Source organism: Sphingomonas sp. URJC2 (assembly GCF_059803575.1).
Genome location: NZ_JAPFGX010000001.1, coordinates 129334 through 144808, shown reverse-complemented (window position 1 = coordinate 144808; position 15475 = coordinate 129334). Strand labels below are relative to the sequence as shown.

The 15475-nt window shown below is 68.0% G+C and carries 16 protein-coding genes; 3 read left to right on the top strand and 13 right to left on the bottom strand.

Going from position 1 to position 15475, the window contains the following annotated elements; genetic code table 11:
• Positions 1 to 51: 51 nt before the first annotated feature.
• Genes ntrC through dusB form a run of 3 tightly spaced genes read right to left on the bottom strand, consistent with a single transcriptional unit; the run spans position 52 to position 3531 of the window.
• Positions 52 to 1476, bottom strand: a complete 1425-nt coding sequence (gene ntrC, locus OPU66_RS00695; RefSeq protein WP_498551673.1) for a nitrogen regulation protein NR(I) — start codon at positions 1474 to 1476, stop codon at positions 52 to 54.
• Positions 1477 to 1483: 7 nt separating this feature from the next.
• The gene (locus OPU66_RS00690) at positions 1484 to 2557 is read right to left on the bottom strand and encodes a two-component system sensor histidine kinase NtrB (RefSeq protein ID WP_498551672.1); all 1074 of its coding nucleotides are present in this window, start codon (positions 2555 to 2557) and stop codon (positions 1484 to 1486) included.
• Positions 2533 to 3531: a tRNA dihydrouridine synthase DusB gene (gene dusB / locus OPU66_RS00685; RefSeq protein ID WP_498551671.1), complete on the bottom strand. Its 999-nt coding sequence runs from the start codon at positions 3529 to 3531 to the stop codon at positions 2533 to 2535. The genes OPU66_RS00690 and dusB overlap by 25 nt, the downstream gene beginning before the upstream one ends.
• A 78-nt stretch (positions 3532 to 3609) precedes the next feature.
• Here dusB and OPU66_RS00680 point away from each other — a divergent pair, with 78 nt between their 5' ends.
• Positions 3610 to 4794, top strand: a complete 1185-nt coding sequence (locus OPU66_RS00680) for a bifunctional 2-C-methyl-D-erythritol 4-phosphate cytidylyltransferase/2-C-methyl-D-erythritol 2,4-cyclodiphosphate synthase (protein ID WP_498551670.1) — start codon at positions 3610 to 3612, stop codon at positions 4792 to 4794.
• A gap of 88 nt (positions 4795 to 4882) precedes the next feature.
• Positions 4883 to 5407, top strand: a complete 525-nt coding sequence (locus OPU66_RS00675; protein ID WP_498551669.1) for a CinA family protein — start codon at positions 4883 to 4885, stop codon at positions 5405 to 5407.
• Here the strand turns inward: OPU66_RS00675 and OPU66_RS00670 are convergent.
• Both OPU66_RS00670 and lipA read right to left on the bottom strand, forming a co-directional pair.
• Complete coding sequence (locus OPU66_RS00670; protein WP_498551668.1) at positions 5347 to 5829, bottom strand: type II toxin-antitoxin system RatA family toxin; 483 nt, start codon at positions 5827 to 5829, stop codon at positions 5347 to 5349. The genes OPU66_RS00675 and OPU66_RS00670 overlap by 61 nt on opposite strands.
• Before the next feature lie 5 nt (positions 5830 to 5834).
• A complete protein-coding gene (lipA, locus tag OPU66_RS00665) occupies positions 5835 to 6755 on the bottom strand; it encodes a lipoyl synthase (protein WP_160593126.1) in 921 nt (306 codons plus the stop codon).
• A gap of 67 nt (positions 6756 to 6822) precedes the next feature.
• Here lipA and OPU66_RS00660 point away from each other — a divergent pair, with 67 nt between their 5' ends.
• Complete coding sequence (locus tag OPU66_RS00660) at positions 6823 to 7470, top strand: carbonic anhydrase (protein WP_498551667.1); 648 nt, start codon at positions 6823 to 6825, stop codon at positions 7468 to 7470.
• Between the two features lie 84 nt (positions 7471 to 7554).
• Here OPU66_RS00660 and rpmE read toward each other — a convergent pair whose 3' ends face one another.
• The 8 genes from rpmE to OPU66_RS00620 form a co-directional block, all read right to left on the bottom strand.
• Positions 7555 to 7785 (bottom strand): 50S ribosomal protein L31, encoded by a 231-nt coding sequence (gene rpmE, locus OPU66_RS00655; protein ID WP_160593128.1) that lies wholly within the window; start codon positions 7783 to 7785, stop codon positions 7555 to 7557.
• Between the two features lie 106 nt (positions 7786 to 7891).
• A complete protein-coding gene (gene fabZ, locus OPU66_RS00650) occupies positions 7892 to 8359 on the bottom strand; it encodes a 3-hydroxyacyl-ACP dehydratase FabZ (protein ID WP_498551666.1) in 468 nt (155 codons plus the stop codon).
• 2 nt (positions 8360 to 8361) lie between these two features.
• Positions 8362 to 8958, bottom strand: coding sequence for an OmpH/Skp family outer membrane protein (locus tag OPU66_RS00645; protein ID WP_498551665.1), 597 nt, complete (start codon positions 8956 to 8958; stop codon positions 8362 to 8364).
• Positions 8958 to 11600, bottom strand: a complete 2643-nt coding sequence (bamA, locus tag OPU66_RS00640) for an outer membrane protein assembly factor BamA (protein WP_498551789.1) — start codon at positions 11598 to 11600, stop codon at positions 8958 to 8960. Before bamA ends, OPU66_RS00645 begins: the two co-directional genes overlap by 1 nt.
• Before the next feature lie 55 nt (positions 11601 to 11655).
• Positions 11656 to 12789 carry an RIP metalloprotease RseP gene (rseP, locus tag OPU66_RS00635; RefSeq protein WP_498551664.1) on the bottom strand — a complete coding sequence of 378 codons (1134 nt, stop codon included), beginning with the start codon at positions 12787 to 12789 and terminating at the stop codon, positions 11656 to 11658.
• Positions 12786 to 13946 carry a 1-deoxy-D-xylulose-5-phosphate reductoisomerase gene (locus OPU66_RS00630; RefSeq protein WP_498551663.1) on the bottom strand — a complete coding sequence of 387 codons (1161 nt, stop codon included), beginning with the start codon at positions 13944 to 13946 and terminating at the stop codon, positions 12786 to 12788. Before OPU66_RS00630 ends, rseP begins: the two co-directional genes overlap by 4 nt.
• Positions 13943 to 14731, bottom strand: coding sequence for a phosphatidate cytidylyltransferase (locus OPU66_RS00625; protein ID WP_498551662.1), 789 nt, complete (start codon positions 14729 to 14731; stop codon positions 13943 to 13945). Before OPU66_RS00625 ends, OPU66_RS00630 begins: the two co-directional genes overlap by 4 nt.
• Entirely contained in the window at positions 14728 to 15447 is a 720-nt protein-coding gene (locus tag OPU66_RS00620) for an isoprenyl transferase (RefSeq protein WP_498551788.1), read from the bottom strand. The genes OPU66_RS00625 and OPU66_RS00620 overlap by 4 nt, the downstream gene beginning before the upstream one ends.
• Positions 15448 to 15475 lie beyond the last annotated feature (28 nt).

The following is a 15475-nucleotide window of genomic DNA, read 5'->3' as shown; positions in this document are numbered from 1 at the left end:
AACAGATCGTGGCGCGGGCAAGCACATGTTGCCCGGGAGCAACACTGCCCGTCAGCTGCGCCGGCGGGTGCGCTGCGGATCGATGCCGTGATCGCCCAGCTTCTTGCGCAGCGTGTTGCGGTTGAGACCGAGCAGCGATGCCGCACGCAGCTGATTGCCGCCGGTCGCGGCCAGCGCGGCGGTCAGCAGCGGCACCTCGATGGTCGCGATCACCCGGTCATACAGCCCGTCCGGGGGCAGGTCGGGATGATGTTCGGCAAACTGCGCCGCCAGCGCGCGTTCGACCAGTGCAGCCAGATCGGCCTGTTGCGGATCATCGGCGGGCTGGGCGGCCGCACCCAGATGGCGTTCGATCGTCGCTGCGCCGATGCTGTCCTCGCGCGCCAGCACGGCCAGACGCCGCATCAGATTTTCCAGCTCGCGGACATTGCCCGGCCAGCCATGCGCCGCCAGCCGGTCGAGCGCGTCGCGGCCAAGCGTCTTGCGCGGCAGCCCCTCGCCCGCCGCCTGATCGAGGAAATGATGCGCGAGCAGCTCGATATCCTCACGGCGGCGGCGCAGCGGCGGCACGTCGATCGGCACCACGTTCAGCCGGTAATAAAGATCCTCGCGGAACACCCCCTGCTCGATCAGGCGCGGCAGATGCTTGTGGGTTGCCGCGATCACGCGCACATCGGCGCGCTCCAGCCGGGCGCCGCCGACCAGATGATATTCGCCGGTCTGGAGCACGCGCAGCAGCCGGGTCTGCGCCTCGAGCGGCATGTCGCCGATCTCGTCGAGGAACAGCGTGCCGCCGCGCGCCTGTTCGAAACGGCCGGGCGTGCGCGCCTGTGCGCCGGTAAAGGCCCCGCGCTCATGCCCGAACAGTTCGGATTCGATCAGCTCGCGCGGGATCGCCGCCATGTTGATCGCCACGAACGGCGCGCCTGCGCGCGGCCCCAGCTCGTGGATCGCGCGGGCGATCAGCTCCTTGCCGGTGCCGCTTTCGCCCATCACCAGCACCGACAGGTCGGTGGCGACGACACGGGCGATGGTCCGGTAGACGTCCTGCATCGCCGCCGACCGGCCGATCAGCGGCATCCGGTCGAGCGGGGCGGTGCGCGGCGCAGGCTCGGCGCGGCCACGCGCCAGCAGGCCGCTGTCGACCGCGCGCACCAGCTCGTCGAGATCGAACGGCTTGGGCAGATACTCATACGCGCCGCGCTCGGTCGCGCGCACCGCCGTGGTCAGCGTGTTCTGCGCCGACATCACGATCACCGGAATGTCGGGGCGGCGCACCGCCAGCCGCTCGACCGCTTCCAGCCCGTCGCCATCGGGCAGCACGACATCGGTGATGAACAGATCGGCCCGCGCAATCGCTCCGGCAGCGGCGGCGATGGTGCCGACGCCGGTCACCGTATGCCCCGCCCGTCTCAGCCCGGCGGTGACCACTGTGCGGATCGCGGCATCATCGTCCAGAAGCAGGATATGGGCCATCACCCCCTCATTGCGCGCGCGGCAGCAGCAGGCGGAACACCGTGCGCCCCTCCTCACGCGAATAGCGCAGTATGCCGCCCATGTCGCGGGCCAGCTTGTCGGCCAGTGCCAGGCCCAGCCCCTGCCCGCCGCGCTTGGTGGTCACGAACGGTTCGAACAGATGCTCGACCAGATCTTCGGGCACGCCGGGCCCGTCGTCGCTGACGCGGATCTGGATCGGCAATGCGACGCGCCCGCCGCTGCCATCGGCCACCGACACGCCGTGGCGATAGGCGGTGGCGATCTGGATCAGCCCCTTGTCGGCAACCGCCTCGGCGGCGTTTTTCAGCAGGTTGATCAGCAATTGCGCGAGCGAATCGCGGTGGGTGAGCACCGGCGGCAGCGACGGATCATAGCGTTCCTCGATCACCGCATGGGCGGCAAAGCCCGACGCCGCGACCAGCCGGACATGGTCGAGCACGGTATAGAGATTCTCCGCCGCCAGCGGCACCGGGCGTTCATCGGTGAACTGCTGCATCCGGTCGATCAGCGCGGCGATCCGGTCGACCTCGCCGCGGATGAGGCGGGTGAGCGCGCGTGCCTCGCCGCGCACCTCGCTTTCGATCAGCTGCGCCGCGCCGCGAATGCCCGACAGCGGGTTCTTGATCTCATGCGCCAGCATCGCCGCCGCGCCGACCGCGCTGCGCCCCGCCCGTTCGCGCGCCGGGCCCAGCCCGCGCGTCACCGCCCCCTGTTGCAGCACCAGCACGCGCCAGCCCGGCCGGTCGAGCACCGGGCCGACAAGGAAATCGACGCGCAGCCTCAGCCCCCGCGTCGTCATCAGCGGCTGATCGTAAAGCGCCAGCGCGGCGTCGCTGCCGGTGCGGCGCACATAATCGAGCGGCGGCACGATGAGGTCGGACAGCGGCCGGCCACGCATCGTCGCGACACCGATATTGAGCAGGTTTTCCGCCGCCGCATTGGCCTCGCGCACCCGCTCATCGGGGTCGAGGACCAGAAGCGGGGTGGGCAATGCGGCGATGATCTCCACCGCCGATATGCCCGCCGCGCCGGAAATCAGGCCGCCGCCCGGCTCAGCCACGGGGCATAGAATTCGGCCAGCATCGCCAGCACCCGGTCCGCCGATGCTTCCTGATTCACCCGGTTGCGGAACTCGGCCGAGCCGGTCAGGCCGCGCGTGTACCAGCCGATATGCTTGCGCGCCATGTTGACGCCGGTCGTCTCGCCATAATGGTCGAGCATCGCCCGGTAATGCTCGACGATCAAGTGATATTGCTCCTCGATCGTCGGGTCGGGCATCGCCTGCCCGGTCGCGAACCAGCGCATCACCTGCGCGAGCAGCCACGGCTTGCCATAGGCACCCCGGCCGATCATCACCCCGTCCGCGCCCGATTGCGCCAGCGCCTGTTCGGCATCGGTGATCGAGCAGATGTCGCCATTGACGATCACCGGCACCTTCACCGCCTGCTTGACGCGCGCGACGAACACCCAGTCGGCCTCGCCCTTGTACATCTGGCAGCGGGTGCGGCCGTGCACGGTGATCATCTTAACACCCAGATCCTCGGCGATGCGCGCCAGTTCGGGCGCATTGAGGCTCTGATGGTCCCAGCCCATCCGCATCTTGAGCGTCACCGGGCGGCTGACCGCCTTCACCGTCGCCTCGATGATCGCGGCGGCAAGCGGCAGATCGCGCATCAGCGCCGATCCGGCATCGCCATTCACCACCTTCTTAACCGGGCAGCCCATATTGATGTCGATGATCGCAGCCCCGCGATCCTCGTTCAGCCGCGCCGCTTCGGCCATTTCGCGCGGGCTGCACCCGGCCAGCTGCATCGACACCGGTTCCTCGATCGGGTCCCAGGCGGCCTTTTGCAGCGACTGGCGGGTCTCGCGGATCATCGCCTGGCTGGCGATCATCTCGGTCACGTTCAGCCCCGATCCGTAACGGCGCACGATCCGCCGGAACGGCAGATCGGTGACGCCGGTCATCGGCGCCAGCAGCACGGGGCTTTCGATCCGCACCGGACCGATCTCGATGGGCTTCAGTCGCGACATGATGTGCCTTGAAAAGAGGCAGTCCCATAGCGGTGTCGGGCCTTTCCGACAAGGCGCAAGCGGTCTATCGCCCGGGGCATGACCGATATGATCGCAGTGATCGTTGCCGCCGGGCGCGGTGAGCGCGCAGGCGGCGGCCTGCCCAAGCAATATCGCGCGCTGGCGGGCATGCCGCTGATCGCCCATGCCCATGACGGGCTGATGCGCCATCCGCGCGTCGGCGGCGTGGTGCTGGTGGTGGCCGAGGGTGCCGAGGAGATAGCACATGCGGCACTCGACGGCAGGCCCGTGCTGGCGATGGTCGCGGGCGGGGCGACGCGGCGTGCCTCGGTCGCAGCGGGGCTGGAGGCGGTCGCAGGACTGGAGGCGGTCGCAGCGCTCGGGCACGGCGCGCGGGTGCTGATCCATGACGCCGCCCGCCCGCTGGTCCCGGTCGCGGTGATCGACCGGCTGGCCGCGGCGCTCGACGATGCGGCCGGTGCGGTGCCGGTGCTGCCGGTTGCCGACACGCTCGCCCGTGGCGATGCGGGCACGCTGGGCGACATCGTGCCGCGCGACGGGTTGCAGCGGGTGCAGACGCCACAGGCCTTCCGGCTCGACGCGATCCTTGCCGCCCATCGCGGCTGGGCGGGTGCCGAGGAACCGACCGACGATGCCCAGATGCTGCGCGCGCTGGGGCAGCCGGTCGCGCTGGTCACCGGCGACGCGGTGCTCGACAAGATCACCCACCCGGCCGATTTCGACCGCGCCGAGACCTGGCTGGCGGCGGCGAGCAGCTGGCGCACCGGCATGGGCTATGACGTCCACCGGCTGGGCGACGGCTATCCGCTGTGGCTGGGCGGGATCAACATTCCCCATGATAAGGGCCTGATCGGCCATTCGGATGCCGATGTCGCGCTGCACGCGCTGACCGATGCGGTGCTCGGCGCGATCGGCGATGGCGATATCGGCAGCCATTTCCCGCCCAGCGATCCGCAATGGCGCGGCGCGGCGTCGTCACGCTTTCTCGAACATGCCGCGCTGCGCGTCGCGCGTGCCGGCGGGCGGATCGAGCATGTCGATCTGACCATCATTTGCGAGGCACCCCGGATCGGCCCATATCGGGACGCCATCCGCGCGCACATTGCCGGGCTGTTGCGGCTTCCCGAAGGGCGGATTAGCGTCAAGGCAACGACCACGGAGCGGCTGGGCTTTACCGGCCGGGGCGAAGGCATTGCCGCCCAGGCCGTGGCCACAGTGCGGATCATCGACGCTCTGGCATGACCGGCCGGCGCCGCGTCACCTGCCCTTCGGCACGGTGCAACGCGGTCGCCGCAATCGCCGGTTATCCGGGGCCGAGGGAGGTTTTGGAATGACGGATTATCTGCTGCCCGAACAGCTGCGCGAGGCTGCGCGCGCGGTGATCGAGGCCAATCGCGCTGCCGGGCGGCGCATCGCGGTGGCCGAAAGTTGCACCGGCGGGCTGGTGAGTGCCGCGCTGACCGAGATTGCCGGGTCGTCCGACGTGTTCGAAACCAGCTTCGTCACCTATTCGAACGAGGCGAAGATGGACCTGTTGTCGGTCAGCCTCGACGTGCTCGAAACCTTCGGCTCGGTATCGGTCGCCGTCGCCTGGGCGATGGCGCAGGGTGCGCTCGCCCGGTCGCGCGCCGATGTCGCGGTGGCGATCACCGGCATTGCCGGCCCGGGCGGCGGCAGCGAGAAAAAGCCGGTCGGCACCGTGGTGTTCGCCCGCGCCGAACGCGATGCCGCGCCCGATCAGGTCAAGGCCGAGCGGCGCGAGTTCGGCGATCTCGGCCGGGGCGGAATCCGGCTTCAGGCGGCGTTGTGCGCGCTTGAGCTGCTGATGCCCGAGGCGTCGGTCGCGCCGGAATAAAGCGCAGCGGCCCGCGCCTCGAACGCGCCGATCATCTTGCGCAGCGCGGTGTCGAACATCTGGCCGGCAATCGCTTCGAACAGCCGGTTGCGGAACGCGAAATCGACGGTGAAATCGACCAGCGTGCCGCCCTGCCCGTCCGGCCGGAAGCCCCATTCGTTGCTGAGATGCTTGAGCGGCCCGTCGAGATAATCGACGGTGATGCGCGCCGGCCGCGTCTTGTGGACGCGGCTGGTAAAGCGTTCGCGCAGCGCCTTGAAGCCGACGATCAGGTCAGCGACCATTTCGGTCTCGCTGTCTGATCGCACCCGCACCGCCGCGACCCAGGGCAGAAACTCGCCATAGCGCGCGACATCGGCGACCAGGTCGAACATCTGCTCCGGCGAATAGGGCAGCTGCCGGGTCTCGCTGTGGCGCGGCACCGCGATCAGCGCCCCAGACGGGCGTTGCGCGCCGCGCGCAACCGCTCGAAATCCTCGCCGGCATGATAGCTCGACCGGGTGAGCGGCGACGAGGCGACGAGCAGAAAGCCCTTGGCGCGGGCAATCGCCGCATAGGCGTTGAACGCCTGCGGGGTCACGAACTCGGCAACCTTGGCATGGCGCGGCGTGGGCTGGAGATACTGGCCCATCGTCAGGAAATCGACATCGGCGGAGCGCATGTCGTCCATCACCTGATGCACCTCCAGCCGCTCTTCGCCCAGCCCGAGCATGATGCCCGATTTGGTGAAGATCGTCGGATCGAGCCGCTTGACCTGTTCGAGCAGGCGCAGCGACGCATAATAGCGCGCACCCGGCCGGATCGTCGGGTAGAGCCGGGGCACCGTTTCCAGATTGTGATTGTAGACGTCGGGCCGCGCGGCGACGATCGCCTCGACCGCCGCTTCATGCTTGTTGCGGAAATCGGGCGTCAGGATCTCGATGGTGGTCGACGGCGTCGTGCGGCGCAGCGCCTCGATCACCTTGACGAACTGGCTGGCACCGCCATCGGGCAGATCGTCGCGGTCGACCGAGGTGATGACGATGTGCTGCAGCCCCATTTCGGCGGCGGCGTCGGCGACATGCTGCGGCTCCTTGGGATCGACGGCGCGGGGCATGCCGGTCTTGACGTTGCAGAACGCGCAGGCGCGCGTGCAGACATCGCCCAGGATCATCACGGTCGCATGTTTCTTGGTCCAGCATTCGCCGATATTCGGGCAGGCGGCCTCCTCGCACACGGTCGCAAGGTTCAGCCGCCGCATCAGCGCGCGGGTCTCGGCAAAGCCGGTGCTGGTCGGCGCCTTGACGCGGATCCAGTCGGGCTTGCGGATGCGCGGCGCGCGCGGCTCGGTCGAAAGCGGTTCGGTCATGAGCGTGCAGATAGCGATCCGGTGCCGGCCTTGCCACCCCCGGCGCGCGGCCTTAACCGCAACCGTGATGAAACAGGGATTTGAGGCGCTGATCGCGGGCTATCGCCGGTTCCATGACTCCGGCTGGACCACGCAGCGCGAACGCTGGGCCGCCCTGTCGGAGGCCCAGACGCCGCAGGTGATGGTGATTGCCTGTTCCGACAGCCGGGTCGATCCGGCGCAGATTTTCGACACCTCGCCGGGCGAGATGTTCGTCGTGCGCAACGTCGCCGCGCTGGTGCCGCCGTTCGAACAGGGCGGCGGGCATCACGGCGTGTCGGCGGCGCTTGAGTTCGCGGTGACGCAGCTCCGGGTACGCGACATCGTCGTCATGGGGCACGGGGCCTGTGGCGGGGTGAGCGCCGCGCTCAGCCACCGGTTCGAATCATCGGCTCCGGGCGATGGCGGTTTCATCCATGACTGGATCGGCCTGCTCGATCAGGCGCGACAGCGCGTCTTGGCCGAACATGGCGACGGGCCGGATGCAATTGCGGCGCTGGAACGCGAAAGCGTGCGGGTGAGCCTTGCCAATCTGCGCAGCTTCCCGTTCATCGCCCCGCGCGAGGCGGCGGGCGCACTGCGCCTGCACGGCGCGATCTTCTCAATCGCGGACGGGGTGCTGAGCCTGCTCGACCCGGCGGATGGCGCGTTCAGGCCGCTGACGCCTGCCGGTTGATCGATATGCCGGCTGATCGATAAGCCGGCTGATCCAGATGGTGGCCGGCACCGCGCCCCGTGACGCGGTGCCGGCAGATCCGACTTACTTCTTGCCGAGCGTGAGGCCGCCAAAGCGCTTGTTGAAGCGCGCGACCTGACCACCGGCGTCGAGCAGGCGCTGGGTACCGCCCGTCCAGGCCGGATGGGCCAGCGGGTCGATTTCGAGGACCATGGTGTCGCCTTCCTTGCCCCAGGTCGAGCGGGTCTCGTAGACGGTGCCGTCGGTCATCTGCACCTTGATCATGTGATAGTCGGGGTGGATGTTCTTCTTCATGCGCCTTGCTCCGTCAGGGCTGGTTTCCGACCAGCCGGATCAATGGAAGGCGGGCCGGTAGCAGAACCGGCCCGGTGGTTCAACCGATGAGCGTTCCCGCCCTGCCTCAGGCAGGGGAGTCGGCGATCATCGCCGTGAACGACGCCTCGGCGGCGAGTTCGCCGTCGACCAGCGCGCGGCCGGCGAACTTGCACACCCGCGCGCGCTTCTGGACGAAGCTGACCTCGAGGCGCAGCAGCACCCCCGGTTCGACCGGCTTGCGGAACTTCGCATTCTCGATCGCCATGAAATAGACGAGCTTGCCCGTCCCCGCGAGCTCGAGCGTCTCGATCGCCAGCACACCGGCGGCCTGCGCCAGCGCCTCGACGATCAGCACGCCGGGCATGATCGGCCGACCGGGGAAATGCCCCTGAAAGAACGGTTCGTTGAACGACACCGCCTTGATCGCCGCGATCGACTGGTCGGGGACCAGGCTTTCGACCCGGTCCACGAGCAGCATCGGATAGCGGTGCGGCAGCGCCGCGAGCACGCGGGTGATGTCCAGCGGCCCGCGTTCGACCGCCTCACCGGCCATGATCAGCGGCCCTGAGGCTGCTGCTGGGCCGGCTGCTGCGCCGGCTGGGGCAGCGGGGTCACGCTGACGCTGGGCAGCTGGGTGTTGAGCTGGGCGAGCACGTCGTTGGTCAGGTCGACCGTCGGCGCGACTGCCAGCACCGACCCGCGGTCGAGCACGACGCTCGCGCCGCGCGCGGTGAGCGTGGCATCGATGATCGGCCCGAGGCGCTGGTTGATCTGCTGCAGCACATGCTGCTGGATCGAGCGCAGATTCTGTTCGCCGCGGCTCAGTTCCTCATTGGCCTGGTTCTGGCGGGTCTGGAGCGCCTGGATGCGCTGCTGGAGCGCGGCATCGGGCTGCTTGCCCTGCAGCGCCTGCACCTGGGTCTGGAGCTGCTGCGCCTCGGTCTGCAGCGGCGCGGCCAGCGTCTGCTGGCGCTGCTGAAGCTGCTGGACCTGCGCCTGCAGCTGGGTCTGCGCGGCGCGGCAGGCCGTGCATTCACGCAGGATGCGGTCGGTATCGACAACCGCGATGGTCGCGTTGGGCAGCTTCTGCGCGACGGCCGGAGCGGCGGAGAGCGCGAGCGCGGCAAGCGCGATGGTGGTGAGCTTGGTCATCAGAACTGGGTCCCTACGTTGAAAGTGATGAGCTGGGGATCGTCGCCCGGCTGGGTAACAAGCGCCTTGGCGATGTCGATACGCAGCGGGCCGAATGGCGAGTTCCAGTTGACCCCGAAGCCGGCCGACACGCGCGGCTTCCAGGTGTCGCCCAGAAACTGCTCGTCGAACGCCGGCAGCACGGTCGAGCCGGTCGGGCAGGCACCGCCGGCCGCCGGGAAGGACAGCTGGCCGGTTGCGATGTTGCGGCACTTGGCCTTGATCACGCCGTCCGCCGGATCGCGGAAGGTTTCGCGCGACGTCGTTTGCGGCCGCCTGACCCCGAACACCGAACCGATATCGACGAACAGAGACGGCCGGATGCCCAGCTCGCGGATCCCCGCGCCCAGCGGCAGCGGCATCTCGATCTTGGCGAGATAATAAGCGCGGCCGCCAAGCGAGTCGTCGGCGAGCAGTTCGCGCCGCCGGCCGATGATCGGCTCGCCATTTTCGTCCAGCTGGTAGCGCAGCACGCGCGGACCGACGCCGCGAATCTCGAAGCCGCGGAACTGGGGCTGGCCGAGGAAGAAGCGGTCGATGATCCGCACCGGCTCGATCGCATTGCCCTGCTCGTCGCGCTGGGTGCGGTTGAACGAGCGGATATAGCCGCCCTCCAGCCCGAAGTTCAGGACGAAGCCACGGCCGAGATTGACATATTTGTCGGCATTCAGGCGGCTGCGCAGATAACGGATGCTGCCGCCCAGGCCCGCAAAATCCTGATTCCAGGTGATGCGGCTGCCGCGGGTCGGGCGGATGCCATTGTCGAGCGTCGAATAAACGATCGAATAGCCGATCGACGAGGTCGACTGCTGGCCGATGGTGTCGCACAGGAAGCGCCCGGCCAGGAACGGATCGCAGCGCCCGCCGGTGAAGAAGTCCTGCGCCAGCGACACATCGTCGATGCTGAAGTTATAGCGCGCCTGGAACTGCATATATTCGGTCAGCGGCACGCCGAGGCGCAGCTGGAACCCGGTCGACACCTGGCTGTAGGTGGTGTTGCGCTGGTTCCCGCCGATAAAGTTGAACTGGTTGAAATCGCGCCGGAAGATATTGCCGCCAAGGGCGATGTTGCGATCGAGCAGATAGGGTTCGGTAAAGCCCAGTTCGACCGATTTGTTGAACTGCGAATAATTGACCGACGCGCTGACCGACTGGCCGCGTCCGCGGAAGTTGTTCTGCGAGATCCCGGCATTGACGATGAACCGCTCAAGGCTGGAGAAACCCGCCGAGAGCGTAAGTTCGCCGGTCGGCTTTTCCTCGAGGTTCGCTTCGAGAACGACGCGGTCCGGGCCGGATCCGGGTTTCTGCTCGATGTCGAACTTTTCCTGAAAATAGCCGAGCGACTGAATCCGGTCCTTCGAACGCTTGACGAGGAAGGCGTTGAACGCGTCGCCTTCCTGCAGGCGGAACTCGCGCCGGATCACCTTGTCCTGCGTGATGGTATTGCCGTTGATGTCGATGCGCTCGACATAGACGCGCGGCGTCTCGGCGACCTGGAAGGTCAGCTCCATCGTCCGCGTTTCGGCGTCGCGGTTGAAGTTCGGCTCGACCTGCGCGAACGCATAGCCGAGCAGGCCGGCGGTCTCGCTGATCGAGTTGACCGTGTCTTCGACCTGCTTGGCGTTGTACCAGTCCCCCGCCTTCATCGGCAGCAGCGACTTGACGAAATCGGGCTTGAAGTCGCGCAGCTCGCTTTCGACCTTCACCTCGCCGAATTTATACCGCTCGCCTTCCTCGATCACATAAGTGATGATGAAGTCTTCCTTGTCCGGCGTCAGTTCGGCGACTGCCGAGACGACGCGGAAATCAGCATAACCTTCGGTCAGGTAGAACTGGCGCAGCTTCTGCTGGTCATAGGCCAGACGGTCGGGATCGTAGCTGGTGTTGGAGCTGAAAAAACTGGTGATGCGCGTCTGCTTGGTCGCCATTTCGCCGCGCAGGCGATCGGCGCTGAATTTGTCGTTGCCGATTATGTTGATCTGGCGGACCTTGGATTTCGGCCCTTCGGAGATCGCATAGACGATATCGACCCGGTTCTGGTCGAGCATCACCATCTGCGGCTCGACGGTCGCGGCGAACCGGCCCTGACGGCGATACAGCTCGATGATCCGGGCGACATCGGCGCGAACTTTGGAGCGGGTGAAGATCTGCCGCGGCGCGAGGCGGATCTCCTTCAGGATCTTGTCTTCCTTCAGCCGCTTGTTGCCCTCGAAAATGATGCGGTTGATGACCGGGTTTTCCTTCACCTCGATCGTCACCACGCCGGCCGCGGTCTCGCGCACCGTCACATCGGCGAACAGCTCGGTCTCGAACAGGTCCTTGATCGCCTGATCGCCGACTTCGGCCGTGTAGAGCTGGCCGGGGCGCAGCTTCACATAGGACCGCACCGTATCCGGCTCGATCCGCTGCGAGCCGACGACATTGACCTGGGTGATGATGTCGCCCTGCGGCGCGGGCACGAACACCGGAGCGGGCGGCGGCGCGGCGGTGGACGGAGCGCCCACCGTCTGCGCGATTGCGACGGACGGGCAGATGGTGCCCGCAAGCAGGGCCGCAACCGCGCGTCTGCCAAATGGATGAAATGCTGTCGCCGTCACCAAAATACCCTTGGACGAAAATGAGAGTCCCGCGCCCACCGCGCGCCCTGCCCGATGGCGTCTAACCGATCAACCCCGCCAGCCCCCGCCAGAGACCAAAAGCCGCCAGATCGTTGAACGTCACGAACAGCATCAGCGACAGCAGCAGCACCAGCCCCGATCGATAGGCCCATTGCTGCACCTCGGCGTCGACCGGTTTCCGCCGCAGCGCCTCGATCGCGTAGAACAGCAAATGGCCGCCATCGAGCATCGGGACCGGCAGCAGGTTGATGAAGCCGAGATTGATCGAAATCAGCGCGATCAGATAGGCGAGACTGGTCAGCCCGGCGCTCGCCGCCTCGCCCGAAAACTGGGCGATGCGCAGCGGGCCGCCCAGCTCGCTCACCGGCCTCAGTCCGGTCACGATCTGGCCGATGCCGTCGACCATGGTGCGCATGATGCCGATCGTCTGGCCGACCGCGACGCCCGGTGCCTCGGCCAGCGACACCCGCTCGACCACCGGCGTCGGCGAGGTGATGCCCATGCGGCCGAATGCATAGCGATTGCCGAACCGGTCGGCCTTGTATTGCACCGCCGGGATCGCGGTGACGGTGCGCGTCCGGCCGTCGCTTTCGATGTCGAAGCGGATCGGCATGGCCGGCCGCGCGACGACATATTCGGCAATATCGCCGAAATCATCGACGGCGCGCCCGTCGACCGCGCGGATGCGGTCGCCGGCGCGGATGCCGGCGCTGGCCGCCGCGCTGCCCGGCTGGACAGTCCCGGCGACCGGGGGCGTGCGGTTGACCCCGACCAGCATGGCAAAGGCGGCAAGGATCAGCACCGCGACGATGAAGTTCGCCACCGGCCCGGCAGCGACGATGATCGCCCGCTGCCACAGCGGCTTGGCCTGAAAAGTCTGTGCCCGCTCCTCGGCCGGCAGTGCCAGCCAGGCCGGATCGGGTTCGCTGCCCGCGTTCAGATCGCCAGCAAAGCGGACATAGCCGCCCAGCGGCAGCCAGCCAAAGGTCCAGCGGGTGCCGCGCCGGTCGGTCAGCCCGAACAGCTCGCGCCCGAAGCCGATGGCAAACACCTCCGCCTTCACGCCGAACAGCCGCCCGGCGAGATAATGGCCCAGCTCGTGCAGGAACACGAGCGGGCCGATCACGCCAAGGAACGCGAGGACCGTCAGCAGCACGCCGGGAGACTGGGTCAATCGACAAACACCTTCATCGCGGCTTCTGCCTGCCTGCGCGCGGCTTGATCGATGCTGAACACATCGTCGATCGATCGCGGCGCGGGCGGATCATAGCGGCCGAGCGTTTCCTCGACAATTGCAGCAATGTCGAGAAAGCCGATCCGGCGTGCCAGAAACGCCGCCACCGCCACTTCATTGGCGGCATTGAGGATCGCCGGGCGCGCGCCACAGGCACGCACCGCCTCGCGCGCGAGCCGGAGCGCGGGAAAGCGGTCCTCGTCCGGGGCCTCGAAATCCAGCCGGCCGTGCCGGACGAGATCGAGCCGCTCGGCGCGCGTCGTCATCCGGTCGGGCCAGGCGAGCGTATAGGCGATGGGCGTGCGCATGTCTGGCGTGCCCAGCTGCGCCAGCACCGATCCGTCGACATATTCGACCATCGAATGGATGACCGATTGCGGGTGAACGAGAATCTCGATCCGCTCATGCGGCACCGGGAACAGCCGCGCCGCCTCGATCAGCTCCAGCCCCTTGTTCATCATCGTCGCCGAATCGACCGAAATCTTCGCCCCCATCGACCAGTTCGGATGGCGGACCGCCTGTTCCGGGGTCATGGCGGCCATTTCAGCGCGCGAACAGGCGCGGAACGGCCCGCCGCTCGCCGTCAGCAGGATGCGGGCCACCCGGTCGGGCCGGTCATGATCGAAACACTGCCAGATCGCATTATGCTCGGAATCAACCGGCAGGATCCGCGCCCCGGTGCGCGCGGCCGCCGCCGTCATCAGCGCGCCCGCCGACACCAGAGCTTCCTTGTTGGCCAGCGCGACGGTGCCGCCCGCCTCGATCGCCGCCATCACCGGCGGCAGGCCGGCACAGCCGACGATCGCCGCCATCGTCCAGTCCGCCCCGGCGCGGGCGGCATCGACCAAGGCCCCTGCCCCCGCTGCCGCGGCAATGCCCGTGCCCGCCAGCGCCGCCTGAAGCTCGCCCAGCAGCGACTCCTCGCCGATCACCGCCAGCCGCGCCGCTGTGCGCCGCGCCGCCGCCGCCAGCCCCTGCACGTCGCGATTGGCGGTCAGCGCGACCACCTCGAACCGCCCCGGCTCCTGCTCGACCAGATCGAGGGTCGATGTGCCGATGGACCCGGTGGCCCCGAAAATCGAGATTGTCTTTGTCATAGCATCCGTTGGACGAGGATCAGACCCGCCGCGACCGGCGCGGCGGTGACCAGACCGTCAAGCCGGTCCATCACGCCGCCATGCCCCGGCAATATCCGCCCACTGTCCTTCACCCCCGCACGGCGCTTGAGCGCGCTTTCGAACAGATCACCCGCCTGGGCGACCACCGCGAGCACCGGGCTGAGCAGCGCCAGCGCCAGCGGCAATTCCAGAAAGCGCCAGAGAATGAGGCCGAATGCAAGCGCCGCGATCACGCCCCCGCCCAGCCCGGCCCAGGTCTTGTTGGGGCTGATCGCCGGCGCGAGCTTCGGCCCGCCGATCGTCCGCCCGGCGAAATAAGCACCGATATCGGTCGCCCACACGCCGGCAAGCACCCACAGGCACAGCAGCAGCCCGCGCGCTTCCCCCCGGATGAACACCAGAGCGACCGCCGGCAGCACGACATAAAGCACGCCAAGCCCCAGCCGCACCCGCCCCGTCACGCCCGCCGTGACGAGCGCGGCGGCAACGCCAAGGCCAAGGGCAAGCCCGCCCGGCCCGGCCGCGACCGGCGGCGGCGCAAGGATCGCCAGCGGCACACAGGCGGCAAACAGCGCGGCCCGCCGGGCACGAGGGTCGGCTTCGGCCAGATCGCACCATTCAGCGAGCATCAGCATCGCCGCCGTCGCGATCAGCAGCCACAGCCCGACCGGCCCGGCCCAGAGTGCGAGCAGCGCCACCGCGATCAGCACGACGCCGACCGCGCTACGCACGCCGAGATCGGAACCTGATTTGCCGGCGGTCATAGCCCGCCGAAGCGGCGCTCCCGCCGGGCGAAATCGTCCAGCGCCTGCGCCAGCCGGTCGCCGTCGAAATCGGGCCACAGCGCATCGACGAACAGCAGCTCTGCATAGGCGCATTGCCAGAGCAGAAAGTTCGACAGCCGGTGTTCGCCCGATGTGCGGATCAGCAGATCGACGGGCGGCAGGCCGTGCGTCGCCAGTTCGGATTCGATATGGGCCGGGCCGATCCCGGCCGGGTCGAGTTCGCCGCGCGCACAGCGTTCGGCCAGCCGCCGCGTCGCCTCGACCAGTTCATTCTGCGCGCCGTAATTGAGCGCCACGACCAGAGTGGTGCCGCGATTGTCGGCAGTGCGCGCCAGCGCCCCGTCGATCAGACGCACCAGATCGGGGCTGAGCGCGCGATAATCGCCGATCACCCGCAGCCTGACCCCGGCCTGTGCCAGTTCCTCGATATCGGCGAGGATGAAATGGCGCAGCAGCCCCATCAGATCGGCCACTTCCTCGGCCGGACGCCGCCAGTTTTCCGACGAAAAGGCGTAAAGCGTCAGCACCTCGATGCCCAGATCGCCCGCCGCGCGCACGACATTGCGCGCCGCCTCGACACCCTTGCGGTGGCCGGCGACGCGCGGCAGCCGGCGCTTCTTCGCCCAGCGGCCATTGCCGTCCATGATGATCGCAACATGGCGCGGCCCGGCAGGCTCGCCCCCCGCCCCGGGCATGGCCGCGTCCGCCGTCACCGGCGGCGCG

Bases quoted from the DNA above. Each gene is read 5' to 3' on its own strand.
- ntrC (WP_498551673.1), bottom strand. From the start codon at position 1,476: ATGGCCCATATCCTGCTTCTGGACGATGATGCCGCGATCCGCACAGTG.
- dusB (WP_498551671.1), bottom strand. From the start codon at position 3,531: ATGTCGCGACTGAAGCCCATCGAGATCGGTCCGGTGCGGATCGAAAGC.
- OPU66_RS00680 (WP_498551670.1), top strand. From the start codon at position 3,610: ATGACCGATATGATCGCAGTGATCGTTGCCGCCGGGCGCGGTGAGCGC.
- OPU66_RS00675 (WP_498551669.1), top strand. From the start codon at position 4,883: ATGACGGATTATCTGCTGCCCGAACAGCTGCGCGAGGCTGCGCGCGCG.
- lipA (WP_160593126.1), bottom strand. From the start codon at position 6,755: ATGACCGAACCGCTTTCGACCGAGCCGCGCGCGCCGCGCATCCGCAAG.
- OPU66_RS00660 (WP_498551667.1), top strand. From the start codon at position 6,823: ATGAAACAGGGATTTGAGGCGCTGATCGCGGGCTATCGCCGGTTCCAT.
- rpmE (WP_160593128.1), bottom strand. From the start codon at position 7,785: ATGAAGAAGAACATCCACCCCGACTATCACATGATCAAGGTGCAGATG.
- fabZ (WP_498551666.1), bottom strand. From the start codon at position 8,359: ATGGCCGGTGAGGCGGTCGAACGCGGGCCGCTGGACATCACCCGCGTG.
- OPU66_RS00645 (WP_498551665.1), bottom strand. From the start codon at position 8,958: ATGACCAAGCTCACCACCATCGCGCTTGCCGCGCTCGCGCTCTCCGCC.
- OPU66_RS00630 (WP_498551663.1), bottom strand. From the start codon at position 13,946: ATGACAAAGACAATCTCGATTTTCGGGGCCACCGGGTCCATCGGCACA.
- OPU66_RS00625 (WP_498551662.1), bottom strand. From the start codon at position 14,731: ATGACCGCCGGCAAATCAGGTTCCGATCTCGGCGTGCGTAGCGCGGTC.
- OPU66_RS00620 (WP_498551788.1), bottom strand. From the start codon at position 15,447: ATGCCCGGGGCGGGGGGCGAGCCTGCCGGGCCGCGCCATGTTGCGATC.